The sequence below is a fragment of the Erwinia pyrifoliae DSM 12163 genome, assembly GCF_000026985.1.
Taxonomy (GTDB): Bacteria; Pseudomonadota; Gammaproteobacteria; order Enterobacterales; family Enterobacteriaceae; genus Erwinia; species Erwinia pyrifoliae.
This window is the reverse complement of sequence record NC_017390.1, coordinates 2,247,036-2,266,937: the sequence shown is the minus strand read 5'-3', so window position 1 is coordinate 2,266,937 and position 19,902 is coordinate 2,247,036. Positions and strand designations below refer to the sequence as shown.

General features: G+C 40.8%; 22 protein-coding genes. 9 read left to right on the top strand and 13 right to left on the bottom strand.

Features of this window, described 5'->3' with window-relative positions; genetic code table 11:
- Positions 1-19: 19 nt before the first annotated feature.
- Positions 20-988 (top strand): FAD:protein FMN transferase, encoded by a 969-nt coding sequence (locus EPYR_RS10115; RefSeq protein WP_012668311.1) that lies wholly within the window; start codon positions 20-22, stop codon positions 986-988.
- Here EPYR_RS10115 and dcuR read toward each other — a convergent pair.
- The 4 genes from dcuR to EPYR_RS10095 form a co-directional block, all read right to left on the bottom strand.
- Complete coding sequence (dcuR, locus tag EPYR_RS10110) at positions 969-1,688, bottom strand: two-component system response regulator DcuR (RefSeq protein WP_012668310.1); 720 nt, start codon at positions 1,686-1,688, stop codon at positions 969-971. The two genes, EPYR_RS10115 and dcuR, sit on opposite strands and share 20 nt — an antisense overlap.
- Positions 1,685-3,325, bottom strand: coding sequence for a sensor histidine kinase (locus EPYR_RS10105; RefSeq protein WP_012668309.1), 1,641 nt, complete (start codon positions 3,323-3,325; stop codon positions 1,685-1,687). Before EPYR_RS10105 ends, dcuR begins: the two co-directional genes overlap by 4 nt.
- 357 nt (positions 3,326-3,682) lie before the next feature.
- Complete coding sequence (locus EPYR_RS10100; protein WP_012668308.1) at positions 3,683-3,913, bottom strand: YgdI/YgdR family lipoprotein; 231 nt, start codon at positions 3,911-3,913, stop codon at positions 3,683-3,685.
- 15 nt (positions 3,914-3,928) lie between these two features.
- Positions 3,929-4,162: a YgdI/YgdR family lipoprotein gene (locus tag EPYR_RS10095; RefSeq protein ID WP_012668307.1), complete on the bottom strand. Its 234-nt coding sequence runs from the start codon at positions 4,160-4,162 to the stop codon at positions 3,929-3,931.
- Positions 4,163-4,663: 501 nt separating this feature from the next.
- Between EPYR_RS10095 and EPYR_RS21080 the strand changes: the two genes are divergently transcribed.
- Entirely contained in the window at positions 4,664-4,963 is a 300-nt protein-coding gene (locus tag EPYR_RS21080; RefSeq protein WP_011078074.1) for a transposase, read from the top strand.
- A gap of 3 nt (positions 4,964-4,966) precedes the next feature.
- Complete coding sequence (locus EPYR_RS21075; RefSeq protein WP_331387094.1) at positions 4,967-5,815, top strand: IS3 family transposase; 849 nt, start codon at positions 4,967-4,969, stop codon at positions 5,813-5,815.
- A gap of 269 nt (positions 5,816-6,084) precedes the next feature.
- On the opposite strand, the gene EPYR_RS10080 is transcribed toward EPYR_RS21075, so the two are convergent.
- Positions 6,085-6,273 (bottom strand): hypothetical protein, encoded by a 189-nt coding sequence (locus tag EPYR_RS10080; RefSeq protein ID WP_012668306.1) that lies wholly within the window; start codon positions 6,271-6,273, stop codon positions 6,085-6,087.
- Between the two features lie 176 nt (positions 6,274-6,449).
- Positions 6,450-6,695, bottom strand: coding sequence for a regulatory protein YcgZ (gene ycgZ / locus EPYR_RS10075; RefSeq protein WP_012668305.1), 246 nt, complete (start codon positions 6,693-6,695; stop codon positions 6,450-6,452).
- 1,362 nt (positions 6,696-8,057) lie between these two features.
- Here ycgZ and EPYR_RS10070 point away from each other — a divergent pair.
- Positions 8,058-8,690, top strand: coding sequence for a winged helix-turn-helix domain-containing protein (locus tag EPYR_RS10070; protein ID WP_049779061.1), 633 nt, complete (start codon positions 8,058-8,060; stop codon positions 8,688-8,690).
- Between the two features lie 329 nt (positions 8,691-9,019).
- On the opposite strand, the gene EPYR_RS10065 is transcribed toward EPYR_RS10070, so the two are convergent.
- Genes EPYR_RS10065 through EPYR_RS10035 form a run of 7 tightly spaced genes read right to left on the bottom strand, consistent with a single transcriptional unit; the run spans position 9,020 to position 13,265 of the window.
- The gene (locus EPYR_RS10065; protein WP_012668303.1) at positions 9,020-9,385 is read right to left on the bottom strand and encodes a hypothetical protein; all 366 of its coding nucleotides are present in this window, start codon (positions 9,383-9,385) and stop codon (positions 9,020-9,022) included.
- Complete coding sequence (locus EPYR_RS10060; RefSeq protein ID WP_012668302.1) at positions 9,372-10,061, bottom strand: hypothetical protein; 690 nt, start codon at positions 10,059-10,061, stop codon at positions 9,372-9,374. The genes EPYR_RS10065 and EPYR_RS10060 overlap by 14 nt, the downstream gene beginning before the upstream one ends.
- On the bottom strand, positions 10,042-10,596 hold the full coding sequence (locus tag EPYR_RS10055) for an oxidoreductase (RefSeq protein WP_012668301.1): 555 nt from the start codon (positions 10,594-10,596) through the stop codon (positions 10,042-10,044). Before EPYR_RS10055 ends, EPYR_RS10060 begins: the two co-directional genes overlap by 20 nt.
- Before the next feature lie 4 nt (positions 10,597-10,600).
- Positions 10,601-11,362 carry a type III secretion system inner membrane ring lipoprotein SctJ gene (gene sctJ, locus EPYR_RS10050; RefSeq protein WP_012668300.1) on the bottom strand — a complete coding sequence of 254 codons (762 nt, stop codon included), beginning with the start codon at positions 11,360-11,362 and terminating at the stop codon, positions 10,601-10,603.
- Entirely contained in the window at positions 11,362-11,685 is a 324-nt protein-coding gene (gene sctI, locus EPYR_RS10045; RefSeq protein ID WP_012668299.1) for a type III secretion system inner rod subunit SctI, read from the bottom strand. The genes sctJ and sctI overlap by 1 nt, the downstream gene beginning before the upstream one ends.
- A 43-nt stretch (positions 11,686-11,728) precedes the next feature.
- Positions 11,729-12,001 carry a type III secretion system needle filament subunit SctF gene (gene sctF, locus EPYR_RS10040; RefSeq protein ID WP_014539007.1) on the bottom strand — a complete coding sequence of 91 codons (273 nt, stop codon included), beginning with the start codon at positions 11,999-12,001 and terminating at the stop codon, positions 11,729-11,731.
- Positions 11,979-13,265: a PrgH/EprH family type III secretion apparatus protein gene (locus tag EPYR_RS10035; protein ID WP_012668297.1), complete on the bottom strand. Its 1,287-nt coding sequence runs from the start codon at positions 13,263-13,265 to the stop codon at positions 11,979-11,981. The genes sctF and EPYR_RS10035 overlap by 23 nt, the downstream gene beginning before the upstream one ends.
- 358 nt (positions 13,266-13,623) lie before the next feature.
- On the opposite strand from EPYR_RS10035, the gene EPYR_RS10030 reads away from it, so the two are divergent.
- The 5 genes from EPYR_RS10030 to EPYR_RS10010 are packed head-to-tail and all read left to right on the top strand — an operon-like array spanning position 13,624 to position 19,891.
- A complete protein-coding gene (locus tag EPYR_RS10030; RefSeq protein ID WP_012668296.1) occupies positions 13,624-14,490 on the top strand; it encodes a helix-turn-helix domain-containing protein in 867 nt (288 codons plus the stop codon).
- Entirely contained in the window at positions 14,483-16,249 is a 1,767-nt protein-coding gene (gene sctC, locus EPYR_RS10025) for a type III secretion system outer membrane ring subunit SctC (RefSeq protein ID WP_012668295.1), read from the top strand. Before EPYR_RS10030 ends, sctC begins: the two co-directional genes overlap by 8 nt.
- Before the next feature lie 12 nt (positions 16,250-16,261).
- Complete coding sequence (locus EPYR_RS10020; RefSeq protein ID WP_012668294.1) at positions 16,262-17,377, top strand: HrpJ domain-containing protein; 1,116 nt, start codon at positions 16,262-16,264, stop codon at positions 17,375-17,377.
- Positions 17,378-17,418: 41 nt separating this feature from the next.
- Positions 17,419-19,494, top strand: a complete 2,076-nt coding sequence (locus tag EPYR_RS10015) for an EscV/YscV/HrcV family type III secretion system export apparatus protein (RefSeq protein ID WP_012668293.1) — start codon at positions 17,419-17,421, stop codon at positions 19,492-19,494.
- Positions 19,484-19,891, top strand: coding sequence for an InvB/SpaK family type III secretion system chaperone (locus EPYR_RS10010; protein WP_012668292.1), 408 nt, complete (start codon positions 19,484-19,486; stop codon positions 19,889-19,891). The genes EPYR_RS10015 and EPYR_RS10010 overlap by 11 nt, the downstream gene beginning before the upstream one ends.
- Positions 19,892-19,902 lie beyond the last annotated feature (11 nt).

Below are 19,902 nucleotides of genomic sequence, written 5' to 3'. Positions count from 1 at the left end.
CTATATCCCTGGTGTTGTCATGTTTTCAGAAACCGGCGTCTACAGTTATTCCGCTGTACTGATGGGATCTCCGATCCTGCTAAAGCTGTATCAACTTAATCAGAAGCTGGCGGGCAATGTGTTTCGCTTGATTAAACAACAGGAGGATATCTTCACCGTTAATCGTCCTCACTCTGAAGTCATGGCCATTAATCGTGCAGCCGGTAAGCATGCGGTTGCCGTTAGCCGGGCGCTTTACGGGGTGATCAAACGAGCTAAAGAGGCCAGCGTGCTGCCTGACAGCCGTTTCAACTTGACTATCGGGCCGTTGGTAAAACGCTGGAAGATTGGATTTAACGGTAACAGCGTGCCGACAGAACCTGAATTGCGCGCTTTACTGACACTGACCGATCCGCGTCAGGTTGACCTTGACGATGCGACAGCATCTGTATATCTGCAACGCCCGGGCATGGAGATCGACCTGGGGGCGATTGCTAAAGGCTATATCGCAGACGTGGTGCGTGACTACCTGCTTCAGCAGGGGGTTAGCGATGCGCTGATTAATCTCGGTGGTAACGTGCTGGTACTGGGGAATAACGTACAGCAAGCCTGGAGAATAGGGCTTAAGCAGCCGTTCGCTGCCGACAATGCGCCGCTCGGAATAATCAGTGTTGCTAATAAATCGGTGGTGACTTCCGGTATCTATGAACGTTATTTCATGCAGGACGGGCGCTGCTACCACCATATTCTAGACCCGCAAACTGGCTATCCACTGGATAACGAGTTGCTGAGCGTTACCGTCATTTGCGACAACGCAATCGACGGCGATATCTGGACCACTCTGATTTACGGGCAAGGCGTGAGAAAGGGGCTGGAAACACTTTCGCAGAACCCGGGAATTGAAGCTATTTTCATCACCCGAAACAGGCAAATTATTTGCTCCTCGCAGCGTTATTTCGGCTTTAATCTGCTAAACGACAGCTATCAGCTCACTGACAGTACTGCTTAAGCTGAGCACTATATTCTGCCTGAAGACGGTAACGGTATACCGGCCGGCCGGTGGCTCCGTAATGAATGCTGGTGAACAGGATATTGATCTGCGCGAGCCAGATAAGATATTTGCGGCAGGAGACGCGTGAAATATTGACGGCGGCGGCCAGATCATCGGTAGAGAACTCTTCGGTTGGATGAGCATTGATCCACAGGCACAGAGTACGCAGCGTTTGCGGGGTTAACCCTTTCGGTAGCCTTTTTGCATCATCCATCGCCGGGTGATTACCGTGAATCAACTGGTCTACATCGGCCTGTTGATAGAATGGGTGAGAGTCAATAAGCTTTTTTTTCTGTTGCCAGCCTGTCAACGCTTCTTCAAAGCGTGAGAACTGAAAGGGTTTGATTAAATAGTCTACCACGCCATAATGCAGTGACTGTCTGATAGTAGCAGCGTCGGCGGCGGAGGATATCACGATCACTTCGACTGGCAGTTTTGTTTCACGCAATGTGGGCAACAGATCCAGCCCGTTATCCTGATGCAGGTAGATATCCAGCAGGATCAGGTCAAAAGCCAATTCATTGTTCTGTAACAGTTCTCTTGCCTGCTGTAATGTCGATGCCACACCACAGCAGGTAAAGCCGGGAAGCTGTGCAACATAGCAACGGTTAAGTTCTGCGACCATCGCGTCATCATCGACGACTAAAACATTGATCATGCCTTTTTGTGCTCTCCATCCCAGGGCAGTTTTACAAAAAATTGCGTGTAAACGGCAGGTTCGGACTCTACAATAATTTTTCCACCAATGCTTTCGGTTTGTTGTTTTGCCAGGAAAAGCCCGACGCCACGATTGTCGCCTTTTGAGGAATAGCCTTTGGCAAAAATGTTTTTCAAGCGCGGTGCCGCTATGCCCGGGCCATCATCGCTAACCTCACAATTGAGCCAGCCATTCTGATAATGTAGCAATACGCTGATCTCGCCATCACCACTCTCGCCAGCGGCATCCAGGGCGTTTTCGATCAAATTACCGAGCACGGTAATTAATACCGCTACCTGCTGTTCGTTCCCATTGTCAGGGAGCAGGCTATCCTCAATAATCGTCAGACGATTACCTGTGTCGTAAGCGCGGCTGATTTTACTTATCAGAAAACCCGCGATAACAGGTGATTTGATTATTCCTGACAGCGATCCAATCTCGGTCTGATAATTATACGCCGTCTTAAGGATGTAATCTTCCAGCTTGTCGTAGTTCTTCATATGCATCAGACCGAGGATGACATGTAGCTTATTCATAAACTCATGGGAACGTTCACGCAGCGCATCGATATAACTGACCATACCATCAAGGCGCTGGAGCAGCCGGCTTATCTCAGTCTTATCTCTGAAGGTACAGATGGCTCCAATAATAGCCGTATTTTTGCGCACCGGCATCGTATTGCACAGCAGTATCCGGCCATTGAAATTGATCTCTTCATCGCGCCGCGCAACACCACTTTTCATCACGCCATGCAGATTATCAATAAGCGGCCCGCAAGCGGCGACAATCTCAGGGCTATCACAATCAAGCGCCTGAAGGAGACCCGTTTCACGCAACAGCTGGCGTGCAGCACGGTTGATCAGTGTGGCTTGCTTACGATCGTCGACCGCAATCACACCCTCTTTCATTGACTGTAGCATGGCCTGATGCTGTTCAAGCAGGGTTGATATTTCATAAGGCTCCAGCCCAAGCAAAATGCGTTTGGCTGCCCTGACCAGCAGGTAAGTTCCCATTGCGCCGACCAATATACCAAACAAGGCGCTCCAGAAAATATTCCAGCGACCATGGTTGATCTGGTGTGCCACATCACCAAGAGAGATCCCAATCGCGACTACGCCAATTTGCCGCTGCTGGCTGTCATATATTGGGGTGAATACCCGAAGTGCGACGCCAAGCTTGCCACTGTTAATCGCTGTATTTTCGCGGCTTTTCAGGGCTGGGTAGAGGTCATCCCCAATAAAATGCTGGCCAATTAAGTTTTTATTAGGATGAGAGTAGCGAATACCCGCCATATTGGTGACCACCACAAAAAGTAGGCCGTTACTCCGCTGTGTTGCACTGGCGATCGTCTGAATTATGCCGTTGTCAGGAACCTGCTGCAGGCCACGTTGAATATCAGGAGAAATCGCCAGCGTCCGTGCTAACGCCAGTGCTTTATCTCTGATACTGTGCTGTGTCATGCAACTTATCTGGACTAAATAGAACAGATGTACAATTAACAATACGGTAGCTATAACAGCGCTAACCAGCAGGCTGACAGAAGCACTGAGTTTCATCGGGCGCTTGCATGAGCAATTCGATGACTTCGGGTTATTCATTGGCGCTCCGGTAAACAGGGACGGCTGAGCAGTTTTAATCATGACTACTGTCTGTAGCGCGTAATGAGGCAGATACAATACCAGGGCATGATAAATCATTGAAGCTCCCTTTTGCAGAGTAAGGTTCTAAAAATAACCAAATAATTGGGGCTTATCTCTGAGTTAAGCGGAAGCGTTCGCGATGAGCCTTTGCTGTAGTGAAAGTAGCGTTTAGAGACAGCCGTGGCGGCTAAGAGAATGATCAAGTCGATGCCAATAAATTTATAGTGTTAATAATAAGCTGGAGATGTTTTGCCGGGAGGATATAGTGTATGTTTCGATCTGTAGCAGAAAAGCCCCGAAGGGGCTTTTCAACATTTATTTAGGAAGTTCGCTCATTTCCTTCACATCACTTTTACTAATTTGCTGCTTGATGCCGTTAGCGTCGGTATAGGCAATAAGGCCAGTTTTGGAATCTTCATGTGGCTTGCCATCACTAATAATAGTTCTGCCATCGCTGGTATGGATAGCATAGCTGGAGCGGGTGCACCCGCTAAGCGCGGCAACACACAGAACAGCAGCAAGAGGCAATGCAATCATTTTATTCATATGGACTCCGTTTTCTTAGTTGCTAAGTTCACTCATGTTCTTAATCAGCTCGCGATTAATCTGTTCAGATTTGCCCGTTTGAGCATCTTTATATGAAACCAGACCCGTATCGCTATCAATTTGTGGTTTCCCGTCAGTCACAATGCTCCTGCCGTCAGTTGTTCTGATTGTCTGATTAGATGAACAGCCAGCGACAAAGAGTAGTGAAAGCACAGCAATAGATGCAGTTTTGAATATTTTAACTTTCATCAAAAATTTCCTTATGGGTAGAAAAGCTTCATCCGGCGTAATTATAGACGAGATTCTGGAATATGCATGGTACAGATGAGATTTTTCAGAGTGGGGCATAAAGCATTCAATTTCATTTCAAGCATTCACAAAGGTTATGGGCAAACTGAAGATATAAACGTAACGCAATAATCATCTTTGGTGATTACAGGGCAGCGAAATTAATAAAGCTTACTTCAGGGTCATAACCACGTCCTGTTATGCTAATGGGGCAAATTTAATTCATGTGCTCTCCGTCAGATATGGCTACATAGGGTAACAAATCTGAAAATTAAGTTTTGACAGTAACGGACTGAATATTGAAAGCACTTACCACGCCAAGGTGATGTCTGTCGGCTAAATTATGATCAAAAAAAAGAGCCGTTTAGGGCAAGAGTTTAAGACATCTTCAGGCGTGTTGATCCTACCCGCCAATAGTGGACACGCGACTAAGTGAGTAAACTCTCAAGCAAGAGGTGACTCATGACAAAACCAGCATCAACCAGCAAAAAGCCACGCAAACAACATACGCCTGAATTTCGCAACGAAGCCCTGAAACTTGCTGAGCGTATCGGTGTGGCTCCAGCTGCCCGTGAACTCCGTCTGTATGAATCGCAGCTTTATGCCTGGCGCAGCAAGCTCAAAAATGCACATTCCTCTTCTGAACGTGAGCAGGAAATGTCTGTTGAAATTGCCCGCCTTAAGCGGCAACTGGCGGAGCAGGCTGAGGAGCTGGCCATTCTCCAAAAGGCCGCGACATACTTCGCGAAGCGCCTGAAATGAAGTATGTCTTTATCGAAAAAAATCGGGCTGAGTTCAGTATCAAGGCCATGTGTCGTGTGCTTAGAATTGCCCGAAGCGGCTGGTATGTCTGGTGCCTGCGTCGCCATCAAATCAGCCCGCGCCAGCAGTTCCGCCTCATCTGCGATAAGGCCGTCGGTAAGGCATTTACTGAGGCAAAACAGCGTTATGGCGCACCTCGTCTTGCTGACGAGCTGCCGGAGTACAACATCAAAAACCATTGCCGCCAGCCTGCGACGTCAGGGGCTGCGGGCGAAAGCGGCCCGCAAGTTCAGTCCGGTCAGTTATCGTGAACACGGCCTGCCCGTGTCAGAGAACCTGCTGAAACAGGATTTTTACGCCAGCGGCGCAAACCAGAAGTGGGCAGGTGACATCACCTACTTACGTACAGATGAGGGCTGGCTGTATCTGGCGGTGGTCATTGACCTGTGGTCGCGTTCCGTCATTGGCTGGTCGATGTCGCCGCGTATGACCGCACAACTGGCCTGCGACGCACTGCAGATGGCGTTGTGGCGGCGAAAACGTCCTGAAAAAGTGATTGTTCACACTGACCGTGGTGGGCAGTACTGTTCATCGGATTATCAGAGCTTGCTGAAATGTCATAATCTGCGCGGGAGCATGAGCGCAAAAGGCTGCTGTTATGACAATGCCTGCGTGGAAAGCTTCTTTCATTCGCTGAAGGTGGAATGTATCCACGGAGAACGCTTTGCCAGCCGGGAAATAATGCGGACAACGGTGTTTAATTATATCGAGTGTGATTACAATCGGTGGCGTCGTCACAGTGCCTGTGGCGGCCTTAGTCCTGAACAATTTGAAAACCAGAACCTCGCTTAGGGCTGTGTCCACATTACGTGGGTAGGATCATGTTGCTGGTGAACTCCAGCAAGCTAACGATAAGTGCTTAGTCGCGAATATGTCTTCCCTCTGAAGCCAGCTCGATCCTTAAGATTCCAGTAAAATTTAGCTCAGGTAACATGTTAGGTGCTGTACGATACCTTTCAATGTTTTTTTGTACCATCAACAGAGCCTTCGTGGGTGAGAAGCTAAAAGTGTTGGTTGACTCGATCCATCGATGTAAGCGTATTAGTAGCAGGTTTAGAACGTTAATAACTGACTTCTACCATAGCCCTCTTTAGAGCGACTTGCCTTAGCAAATCTATTTCAACGGCAAACGTAGAATGAAGCATCATCATCAGGGCAGAATTATTAATGGCGGCATCTTGCTTCAGTCGAGCCATTACGGCCTCGCCCAACATTTTATCTGATGATTTTTCTTCTCGTCTTTGGTACATACCAACTTCTGTGAATCAGTGATGCAGACATACATAAGTGCTCCATAGAGACTTGCGTGCCAGAACCAGAGAACCAGCAAATGATTGGCGACAGTAAATTCTGTGAATAATGTAGGACTGAGTCAATGATCAACAAGCACAGGAACGAACTTATTGTAAACATAATGCCTGGTAAGTCAGTCAGCACGTCCGAACAGTATGCCTATCAATTGTTGATAGTGGCGCTCCTGCTCTGGGCCAGAAGCCAGTTCCAGTCGCGTCAACAGTTTTGAACAAATCGCTTTACGGTTTAAATGACGTCCTGAACGCAAAATTTCAACCACTATCTGGCCAAGTGTTTCTTGCTGAGAGGGCATGATCACCTCAACGAAGTAACGGCTGATGTCATTTTCAATCATAGGATTGGAACCGTCCAGACGCATGGCAATATCCCTTAGTCTTATTGTTAAAATAATGTGTAGATGCTTGAGAGGTAAAGTTATACAACGAAAGTACTTTTGTACAGTAATTGTCTTTTTTTAAACGGCGGGATCTTATGCATAAAGTGCTATCTGATAATAATCAATAGGTTAGTCTAAGGTTGCTCTTGGGTGAACTCAAAAGAAAGAACAATTTACCCTCACTAACCATCAAAAAGAAGCCATAATCGTGAACGGGAATTTAATTTTTAAAACACATGAAAAAATATTTTCCATTGAATTTAGCCGAACAGACACTGAGAATCTATGACAATACCAGACAGAGGATCAGGTACTGCTGAAAAGAATCTCAAGTTATAATCGTTGTTATAAGGGGCGGAGGATTTATCATTCTAAAAGTGTTTATTTACTGGAAGTACGAAATGCGTGGTGATTGACATAATGATATGATTCATATCGACTAAGCTGATAAGATAAAACAAAATCTTATGTACATGAACATTATTGGTGGAATATATTAATCAAACCAGTACGTGGGATTAGCATTATGAGGTGAATTTACGTGATAGTCGACTAATTGGGTGATTGTAACATTGATATGCACTTAGTCAGAAGAGGGTAATTTATCTGGAAAATTGCAGTTTTACTGATGCTGCAGGTTAGCTAATTCGGATCATATTGGTCGAGAAGGATATGCAGCGCAGATCTTTAACAGTCAGGTTTATTTCAAACAACTGTAAGAACTGAAATGCTGACTTGTAATTCAGATTAAAATAATCGAACTGTAAATCTGATTCTAGGAAAATAGATAAAAGTAAATACAATCGATAACTGGAAATTTTTGTATGATTAATATTATTTAATCTGGGCGCTAAATTACAAATTCAGAACTGAATTTGACCTGCAGGTAAATGGAATAATTGTCATACAGGTAACGTAAAGATGCAGAAAGGTGAAGAAGATGAGAGTAGATGTTGGCGCTTTCTTTTCATGAGTTATAGCGAGAGTTTACGAGTTTTGATAAAATCTGCAGGATCATTTCAAGTTACAGAATTTTTAAAATTTATTAAATCAACGGGGGAGGGCACGATGTTAATTAATTTTCATACAACTAACCGATATCATCCTTATAAAATGAGACCGTTTGAATTTATTTGTCGAAACATATTCAAGAAGAGTGTCGAAGACTGGCGTATCCAGTTTTTCTGTTTATGACGCCATTATAATCTCAACAATGGGAGGATAAGATAGGATCAGAGCGAAAATTAGTTTCTTTAGAAAAAATTAAGGGTTGTGATCAGCTAATTATGAAGTTGTACTGGCTCATAAAGAATATACACGAAAGATAGCAAAATGGGAAAAAATATGGATGACTCGAAAATCTACTTCCTTGATTTCACCTTTAATCCAAAGGCAAGGACGTTGAAAAATAGAGAAAAAACAATTCAGCTTAGAAAAAAACAGGCCGATGTTCTTATTCTTCTATGTGCCAAATATCCAGAGCCTGTGTCGCAAAAAGATTTTTTGGCTGGAGCATGGGGCGGGGGGTATGTAACGCCACAGAGTATCGCACAGGTTATTCGCTCGCTAAGACTAAGCTTAGACGATATTAATAAAAATATTATTGTAACCATCCCTAAGTTGGGATATCAGTTTACTGCTAAACCCTCCGATGAAGAACCTGTAATGAATGATCATTTGGAAAACATGACATCTAAAAGCAGGATGGGAGAAAATAGAACCGCTTACGAAACTTGCACTGAAGATGGTGAAAAAATCATATATTCTGGTTTGACCATAAATGAAGCCAGTGGCGTGAAAAAAACTCATACGCCTAGAAAAAACTTCAAATTAAGGAAGGCATTTTTTTATAGCATGGTTGTGATGTTGGCAGTGCTACTTTTACATTTATTCGTTGCGCAAAGTGCCCCCCTTAATGTCGGAATCAATAAAAAATTCCAATACAGAGAGTTAAATGAACTGAACATTCGTGGATGAAGATGAATTAATCAGCAGGGATAATCGCTATGAAATGTGGTCGATGAAGATATCTGATTGAAATTGAAAAGACAGATTAATTAGATAATGTCGAAGCCTGATGTATTGAATGTGTGGAGAATAGTAGTTGGCAGCACCGTTTGCAATTAAATTTTAAATGATAATTAACTCGTGAAACAGGGTGTCAAAAAATAGATGTCAGATGTTAGTTATTTACATTACATGCATCATATATTGAATAATGCATTAGAGTTTGAGAGGGAATTGCATGTTCCCGGCGAATGCCGGGAAAGTAGACTTGACTGAAGTTTTGAATGAGGGGACGTATCCTATAAAAATTCACTTTCTTCAATATCAGGGGTGAGCATCTTATAAATCATTATTTGTATCATCATGTCTCTTGCTGTAAGCTGATTAACGTAATTATCAAGCATTTGTATTTGATGTTCATAACGTTCACTTTTCTCATGAAGTGCAATATTTATGTTGGATAATTCCTTTTTCAAACAATGTGTTGAAAGATCCATATAAGGGCATAGTTCTCTTATACTACTTAGGAATATATCCAAATTACTATTGGGTTTTGCATTCGTCATTTGAGCTAATACTATCTGCTCGAAACTTAACAGACTGGTATCATATGTTGCCTCATTAAAGCTTTGCAATTCATTATTAATTGATTCAGGTGATATCATTATTTTCCTCTGATGATGTAGTAGGGCGTCGTTTATTTCTATTTTCCTCACCCAATTTAACAAGTGTCATGCCCATATCAATGAAAATATCAGGTATGATATTGCTAATATCTTCATTGATGTTAGCCATCTTATTTTTAGCATGAATTAACCATTGCCGGCATAGTGGGGCGCTTTGAAAACGTATCGCCTCTTTCTCACTCTCAACTGTGATATGTTTATCATCCGTGTATTGATAATTAGGCATTTCAACGCTGTCAGGTAGCTGAACTGTACGAGGGACAATAATTTTATTTATGTTCTGTTGACAACAGTTTCTTTTAATATGGTGAATAATTCTTTCAACAATAACCATGTCGTCAAATGATATTTGCACAGCGTCAATAACAGATTGTTCAAATGACGCCATACGAATATTCTGCTGTACCTCATAATCGTCAAGCATATTCATTAATTGTGTAAAGAAAAGCTGTAAGCCAGAAGAATAACCTTCTTTTTCACAATTTTCACGCGTCTCAATAAGACGCGATTCACACTCGATACGAATTTCATTACAATGAGAAAGCGTACGTTCAAGCGCGCTTGCCATATTGCGGTGGCGCGTAATCAACGTGGATTTTATTAAGATATTCCCATAGATACCATTGGGTAATTCTTTACTTGAAATGAATCGCATAGTTAATTGCCATCTTTAAAAGATTATGGTGTCCAAGTGTTCTCTCTATATGGAGCTGCGGCAACTTAATGTCTGTAGGGAAGCTCATAAGTAGGCGCCTCATGAGTGCAAGAGGTAGTGGGCGAATCTGACTGAGGATAAAAGCAACTCCCAAAGCTATAGTATCAACACTTCGTGGTAATGTGAGTGATGAAATATGAGGGATTAATGGCAGAGAAATAAATGCGAGTAACCGAGAATCTGACATCAGTACTGCACATTGGCTGAGGAGCCGAGCTCGTAAAAGATAACCCCCAACCAAATGAGCAGTAACAGGCATATGCTCCCATTGAGTCAGGACAAGTAACAACATAGTGTCATCAGCTTGCCAAAGTGAAGGCAAATCCTCAAGTTTGTAGTAAGAAATAAGCCAATAATTTAACAGTACATCCTGGGATATAAACTTTTGTAGAAGGTTATCAGTGATGTACGTAGGATGGGTGTAATCTGCTGGACGATATAAAATTTTTAGCAGTTTTTCTTCTCTAATAAACATCACCTTATGACTCCTTTTTATCATTTGGCTTTGTCGGCGTAAGGTTCTCGATAATGGAACGACCGGGTGACTTATTTATTAGATAAAAAAGTGTAAATATCGCTAAAACAGTACAGATTACTAGAGGTATAAGCCAGAACCACAGTCGTGATCTCGATGCTTTCATCGGCGTAGAATATTGGATAACAGGTGCATCGAACAGAACCACTGAAATATTTTCATAACGTACATCACTTAGGCTGTTCTTTATAAGGGATTTGATTTGAGAGATGAAAAGATTATCATCTATCTCCCCTTTATAAGAGATGAGTACACCAACATGAGATAGAGTTTTATTTCCTTTATCACTTCGGACACCGGGATAGCTGATATGTACGCGTGCATTGACTACTTGGTTGATAATCCGCAGTGACTGGCCTAATCTCTGTTCAAGTAAAGAAAGGACCCTTGTCTGTTCAGCGTTTGGTGAGGCGACAAGAGCGCTTTCCGGAAATGCTTGGGCAATCTGAATTTCTGCTGACCAAGGAAGCTGATATTGGTTAATAATCGAAAGAGCGGCTGTGTTTTCTTGTTGACTAACGCTGATAGCAAAACCATCTTTTACAGCACCGCTTTTTTGAGCAGAGATATTATGCTGCTGTAAAATGGCTAATACTTGATTAGTTTGCTCTTGAGTAAGATTTTCAAGTAGCTTCTCGTTATTACAGCCAGATATTGATCCGGCCGATATTAAAACGAAAAGTATGTGGAGATATTTACTCGTCATTATTGTGATTTTTCCAGAGTTTCAATAGCGCTGATTCCTTTACGTGCAATGCTGGTGACTAAGGAAATATAATTAGTATATTCGCCGATATAACTTTGCAACTTTAGAAGATACTCAGGGTCACCAGTCAATTGAGACGATTCAGTTAACTTATTAATCATGCTTTTATGATGTATATTATTTTCGCTGAAATCCTTAAATGAGCTGAAGACAAGATCGTTAAATGATTGGTCATGTGAAATAACCGTAGTTTCAACGCCATTATTTAGTGTGTCAGGTGCTAATCGTGTTAATGAAGATAAAATCTCAGGGTGATATTTCATAAAAAACCTCAGGTGAATTGTCAGGATAAACACATGTTAAAGGTTAACGGAAGTTTTGTATAATTGCAGCAGCAATATCTTTATAGGCTTTTATAGTGCTGGTTTGGGCGTTACGAAATAGAGTATATTCTTGAAGCTTTGCCTGATAGCTAGCCAATACTGAAGGATCAGAAGGATTAAGTTCAAGATTACTTTGTGCAAGATTGAGGGCTTCCATCATATTTTTAGCCCCACTTTCGAACGCAGCAGAAATCTCATCTAAAAAATGCCCATCTTTGGCACTGGATGTAGCATTATCTTTGAACGGATCTGTCATTATTTATTTCTCCAGAATTCAATGGGAAGTACCAGTGATGGGGATTTAAAAAAAGGTAGCCATTAGTTGAATCAATGTAAGACTTATTTAGCAGCCAGTTTTCATCAAGATTGACAGAAAAGTTGACTATTTTATTCCCCCATTTGAGCTCGAATTCCTGAATGAAATGTCTTAAAGTACTAATAATAACATCGCTCAGGGCATCACGAATAATTAAACTATAACCTGTATTTGTAATGATCTGGCGGTACTGAATGTTTAGACTGTCCAAACCATTGCGAGCTTCAGACAGAAGTTGTTCTTTAGATTTGATAATTATTTCCACATCTGTTGCGTAAGGAATAAATTCCAATACCGTTGTTTTCAAAGACTCCTCTTCGTCTAGGGTTAATTGGCGATATACGGCAATAACAGGCTGCGAAGGTCTGCTGTATGCAAGCTGTAATATAGGGTAGCCAACCTGAAGCAATTGAGATACGACAATTTTTTTTTGTTGAGTGATCCAGACAGGAACGACACTGGAATTTTCCTGAAGTTTGACCAGAGCTTCTTTCAGCCATTCCATTTCATGTAGTTTGGAGACTAATATGTATATAAATTTACTATCCCTGTCTTTAACAATATCAAATGGGAATGAAATTCCTGAGAGCGAATCATTTAATGTTGATACATGATTTTCGTATTCATTAGTTTTATAAAAATAACCAGCTGTAATAAAAAGAGTAACCATGAGTATGACCGACACTAATGAGATTAACCGAAGATTAGTTATTTTTAAGTGGTGCGATTTGTTGTGTTCAAGACCTGCTTGTTGTGCCTGGTGAAAACTATAATTACTGATGTTTTCATGCCATTCTTCATCATTGCGTTTGAAGGCAAACCGGACATGTTCATCAGTAAAGATTTCATTTTCATGTAGTACTACTTGGTAACTATGGGTTGGCTGATTAATTACGATATCAACACTTATACCTTCATCACCCTGAAAACTTTTCGATAATTGTAGCAAAATATTAGGCGAAGGTAAATTACAGGGTATATAAAGCGTATTAGAAGCGTAATGTGCTGAATGAACTGAGGCTAAAGCAGATTCCGGGTTTTTATGCCGGATTGAAGACTCAGAGTCTATGATAATAAAGTAATCTTCGGAGGTAAGATGCAGTTCGCAGCCGAACATAGGCCCGAAGAGAATCTTTAAGGTAAAGTTTGTGTTATTGCAGTAAATGGATTTAGTCGTATTTGAATCTTTTACATTGCTGATCATAAACATCTGCCATTAGCATAATAGAAGTGATAAATAGTTCTACATTTCGCCTTGTTAGTTGTTTGGAATAATTTCCATGGAGATATATAGGCTTGTCAATTATTAGATAAGACTCATTAATAGAATAGTATTGCAACATCAGAACTAACATCCCATCTTTGGTATCTGATGAAATTGTATATTAACGGTTTATTCGAATGATCGCAAATCTTACCTATGATTTTTTTTTGAAAAAAAAACATTTATTTTATAAAAAAGTTAATTTTTATAAATTGAGTTGACCTGATTGTTTTATCTGATATAGATGTTAATACATTCGTCATTGTTTATTTCTCACAAGTGAAACTATAGAGGCTCTATGGGTAATTTTTATTCTAATGGTGTTCAGTTTAGAGGAGCTAAACGATTTCTCCTAAACAGTGATGGAAATAGACCTGTGACTACTGTGGATCTTACGGGGAATGACGTTATTGAATTCAGTAACTCTCTAGTTTTCGCGAAACCATTGAATGAGTCATCTTATTTAGGTTTTTCTTCAGATGGCAATCGAATCGATGGGGAGCTTAGAATCAACCAATCCAGCGTGTTTGCATCTCTTGATACTATGAAGATAAAGGTTACCGGAGACTGGTTATTTGAACAGCTGTCTATGCCGCAGGTTGCAATACTCATTTCATTTTTGGATTATCATGATAATCCTTGTCGAATTATACACTCCAAAACAGGAAATTACTATGATGAATCTTTGATAATCCAGAATGATCGCTTTTACATTTCCAAAGTAAATTATAGCGGCAGATGTCTGGTAGCACTGCTTATTGGCAGAAGGTTAAGGTCTGTTGATTACGGAATAGAAAATCTTTTCAATTTCGTCAGAAGGATTGAAAATTATTGGATATCACACTTCCTGTTATCTCAGTTTTTGAAAGAAGAAAAAGACAGCAGTGCGGACAGGTTGTATAACGCTAGCAAGAGTTATGGCGTATCAGAGTCTTATTTCAGGAAGCTTTGCCATAATACATTTTCTCGCGGGCCAAAAAAACAGTTACGCATCTGGAGAGCTTCTTATAGTGCTTTGCAACTGATAGAAAAGGATAATTCGATAGCAACCATTGCCGGGAATAATGGATATGCATCGTCCTCGCATTTTTCAAGTGAAATAAAGTCGATTTTTGGAATTCGGCCACGAGAATTTAAAGACTTGAAAGGGTTTTTTTATGAATAAAAATTGTGTCAAAAAAATAACCTTTAAATTTCTGATTATTATTGTTTCGCTGTTTTTCAGTAATCATGCGCTCGCAGACTTTCTCAATAGAGAGGCAGCACGCAACAGTATAGCCGAAAAAAGTGAAGCCCCTTATGAGGCAGACAATATTTATGTGGCCAGTGATAATAGCATCCAGCAAATTTTTAATGTCATTGCAGGAGAAATACATAAACCTGTCATCGTAAGCAGTAACGCTGCTAAAAAGCGTATTACAGGAAATTTCGACCTCAACGATCCCAGAAAACTGTTGGCTAAGTTGGCTGCTCGAACAGGACTTATTTGGTACGATGATGGTAGTTCGATATATGTTTACGATGTCAATGAAATAAAGAATAGCGTGATTCGTCTGTCATATGCGACCTTCGACCGATTGGTTGCTTATTTGAAAACATCAGAGCTATATGACGTGCGTTTCCCGCTACGTTCTGACGGACAATCAGGTTCATTTTATGTCTCAGGGCCACCAGTGTATGTAGAGCTTATCACGGCGGCAGCAAAATATATTGATTCGTCTTATTCAAGGCCCGGCACCGGCGAAGCGACCGTGCGCGTGATAAAACTGAAAAACTCCTTCGTTAACGATCGTAACTATACACAAAGAGATACTCCACTCACCATACCAGGGGTGGCTTCAGTATTGAATAAGTTACTTAATAATTCAGGAAGACTCTCAGTATTGAGAGGTGTAAGAATAAGCGTAGATGAAGAAAACCAAAATGTGAACGATTCAGCTACGTCGAAGAGGAGAGGTGACTTTAAATCTTTTATGCCGGATTTCTCTAACGAAGAAGTGGAGGCTGACAACCACGGATCTGATACGGCAAGTAATGATTCAGTCAATATAGTTGCTTATTCAGATACCAACAGTTTGCTTGTCATGGGTACTGAGCGACAGGTCAGTTTCGTAGAAGATATAATACAAGCTATAGACATTGCTAAACGACAAATTCAACTCTCATTATGGATAATAGACATTTCAAAAGAAGATATTAACGAATTAGGTGTTCAGTGGAGCGGTTCTGCAAAGATAGGTAGTACAGGCGTTATATTCGGCACCAGTTCATTGACACCAGAAAGTAGTATAAATTTCCTAGCAGATGTTTCTGCATTAGTTGAATCAGGATCTGCACAGGTTATTTCCCGGCCTGAAATTCTGACGCAGGAAAATGTGCCCGCTCTTTTTGATAATAATAGTAGCTTTTATGCCAAGCTGGTAGGAGAAAGGAACTCTTCTTTAGAGAAAATAACCTATGGAACTATGATAAGCGTACTACCGCGTCTGGCAGAACATCAGCAGGAGATCGAGATGATACTTAATATCCATGATGGCAACGTACCTCGGGATGCTAGTGGGGCTTCTGCTCATGTCGATAGTCTGCCGGTAATTAGTAACACGCAAATTAGTACTGAAGCACGAGTTCCTTTGGGATATAGCTTACTGGTAGGAGGTTATAGCCGTAATCAGGATGAATACCATAATATAGGAATACCATTATTACGGGATATTCCTTATTTAGGAAAGATATTTGACTATAGTTACACAAGCCAAACAAAGATGGTCCGCTTGTTTCTCATTCATCCAGAGTTATTGGAAAACGGTGAAACATGGCATGGACCTCAGAATACGAATCCGGTTGTTGGCCTAACATCTGAAGGTAAAGAGTTGACGTTGAAATCAACAGTATCAATGTTACGTAAAATTATGAACCAAAAATGAGAGGTATAAAATATGGAAATCAGGCGTTCATATCAGCCAGGCTCGCTACCTCCAACTATGGATGGCCAAGATGAAAGTTATTCCGATTTAACTGGTAAGTCATTTTCAAAATCAGAATCGACAGATCAAAATGAGATATTGAGTAATATCGCTGAGGAGTTGGCAGATACAGTTAGTACCTTTGGTCGGGCCAGTAAGTTTGGGCGAAAAAATGACAGTTTTGACAATGACACTGTTTCAGCTATTCTTGAAGAAAATGCTGAAGAGAAGATCTTCATTTTGATAAAACAAATTACAAAATTCCAGGGTCAAACATCTATTCTTAATTATGCACGTCAGTTTTTTCCGAATGAATGGGATTTGTTTCAGGCATTGCGTGAAATACTCTTAAGCCGGAAACTATCTGAATTACAGAAGAAAAAGGTCAGGGAAGCGCTTGTCGATTTGAGGAATTTTGGCGATCAAAAAAAAATAAAATCGTCCATAAACGTGGCTTTTGTAGCCAGACGATTTAGTGAAAATAGAAATGGGAATAAAGTAACAGCTAAAGAACTGCGTAATAGTTATCTTCGTTTCCTTGAGCTTGAAGTACCTGCGACTTACATTTACCACGACTGGATTGATGAATTTGGTTTCAATAATCGTAAACGTGTATTATTATTTACCCGTTCTGCACTTATCGCTGATATGAAGGCCAATGAACCAGGGCTTCATGTAAATGAATTTGGACCGATTTCTGCAAGGATTTCTGATGCACGTATACTTCACACGCTCGATCTAAAGCTAACCAGTAGCTTTAAAGACTTTGCATTTAGTAGCTTTGCGGGACATAGCGAAATATTATTTAGTGAAGAACATATATTAACTCTTTTTTTAACGGGATTAATCAATTGTGATGCTCTAGGTCCGGTTTTTGATAAGTTCAAAAATGACTTTATGTATGGGATGACTTTGAACAGGCAGGCGATTGCGGTTCAGATGATCAAAAACGTTTATAACCTTACTCCTGAATTTCTTTATGCGAACCTCGCCTATCAAGAAGCCACAATCGATTTTTTAACCGAAGAGTTGAACTCGCTACATGAAAAAGAGCGCAATTTAGTGACTTATGATAGATGTTTTCGATGAAGGCATATGTAGAATTTTCTTACTTTTAACCACTGGTGAATATGTTAAGTAATTTTATTGGGCAAATGCGAACACGTCCTGAGCTGATCGTCTTGCTGATGATGATTATGGTCGTCGTTATGTTGATAATTCCACTGCCAACATACTTGGTCGATTTTTTTATCGCACTAAATTTGACAATGGCATTATTGATATTCATCGGCTCTTTCTATATAAACAGAATTTTGGATTTTTCGACGTTCCCATCGATGATTATGATCAGTACCATATTTCGTCTGGCTATTTCTATCAGTACTAGCCGCTTAGTTCTAACCGACGCGGATGCTGGTAAAATTATTTCGAGTTTCGGTGAATTCGTTATTGCAGAAAGTCTTGTAGTTGGGATGGTTATTTTCTTTATCGTCACTGTAGTGCAGTTTATCGTCATTACAAAAGGCTCTGAGCGTATTGCCGAGGTTGCAGCCCGCTTTTCTTTAGATGCCATGCCGGGTAAGCAAATGAGTATTGATGCTGACCTTAAAGCAGGCGTGATCGATGAAAAAGAGGTCAGACGGCGCCGTAGCGATCTGGAGGCAGAAAGTCAGCTTTATGGTGCTCTGGATGGCGCAATGAAGTTTATCAAAGGCGATGCTATCGCCGGGATAATTATTATTTTAGTTAACCTGCTTGGAGGACTTGCTATTGGTGTAGTGCAGAAAGGGATGAATATATCACATGCTTTGTCCATATATGCATTGTTGACTATTGGTGAGGCTTTAGTTGCCCAAATCCCCGCATTACTGATCTCAATAAGCGGTGGATTGATTGTAACGCGCGTAAATAATAATGAAAATACAAATTTAGGTGCTAAGATACTGCAAGATCTTTTTCTCAATAAGTCAACCTTAGTGATAACAGCAATATTAGCCGTTACATTAGGCTTATTGCCCGGATTCCCATTAATTGTATTTCTTTTACTGGCTATTATTCTACTTGGGGTCTTTTATAAGGATAAATACAATAAAAATAAGAATAACAGTCTTGATCCAGATGACTCAGAGGTTGCAGAACAGTCCACTGTCAAAAGTAAGCCTGTAGTTATAGATGGAGAATACATTCCTGAGACTGTTCCGCTTATTGTGAGTTCCTGGAATGGATATGAAAAATATTTTGCCAAGAATAATTTTTCTTCTTTACTGAAACGCCATTTTTTTATCGAGTATGGCGTTCGTCTGCCTGATTTGATTATGAATTATGACCAGCATGTTGAACAGGGGAAGTTGACTGTTGCTATCAATGAAATACAGGTCGCAAGTTATGATTTTTTCCCTGAAATGCACAAAGTTCTTTTCAGAGGAGATGAGTTAAAATTAATAGATGACAACGTAAAGGTGGTAAATACTTCCCATGGAAAAACCTACTGGATACCTGAGGAAAGACATGAAACAGCTTTGAAACTCGGATTTTACTCAAGGGATGCAGTTAACGAATTTTACTCCTGTATATCTACGTTACTCGTTCATAATATTTCTGAGTTTTTTGGTATTCAGGAAGCCAAAACGTTGCTTGACGACCTTGAGAAGAAATATCCTGACTTGCTTAAAGAGTGCTACCGAAATAATACAGTTCAACGAATCACTGAAGTGTTTCAACGGTTACTCAAGGAGCGTATTTCAATCAGAAATATGCGTTTGATTCTCGAGGCTTTAGTCCAGTGGGCTCCTAAGGAGAAAGATCCAATTATGCTGGTTGAACATGTACGTGGAGTTTTAGCACGCTATATTTCAAGCCGATTCTCAGCTGAAGGTCGTATCAGAACTGTGGTGATGTCGCATGATATGGAGAGTATTATCCGCGACGGAATCCGCCAGACTTCTGGGGGTACATTCGTCAATCTGCCGCCATTGGAAACAGAAAATATAATAAAATCTCTCGAAATCTGCTTGCAAAACAATAGGGTAAATGCAAGAGACATTATTCTAATGGTATCTATGGATATCAGACGCTTTGCTAAAACCATCATCGAAGGGACTTATTCAGAATTAGATGTACTCTCTTTTAGTGAGGTCTCTGCCGGCGTAGAAATTGACGTCATTGGTTCATTAGAAAACTATAGTGAGGCTGTAAATGAAATATGATGTTGCGGAATTAATTTCAACGATGCTGAAAGAAGCTGGTATGTCAGAATTTATCAGTGATGATTTAAGTAATCACTCAACGATTTCTCTCAATATGAAGGATGACATCCCTGCTATAAATATAAAAAGTATAGATGATGATGTATGGCTCTGGGCAAAACTTGGCGAATTTAATATCAATTCATTAGCCTACAGTAGTATCAATCTTTTACCACTCATGTTTGATTACAATGAAGAATACTTTATTACGGGACAGCCTTGCTTATATCCGGTAGATGGGCAGCTAGAACTACGTGCACAGGTTCTGGAGAAGCATTTGGCGTCTGCTAATGACTTCCTATCTGTTCTGGATCATTACCTCACTATTATGTTGAACTATCGTAGTGTTCTGGCTTAATAACAGAGGGT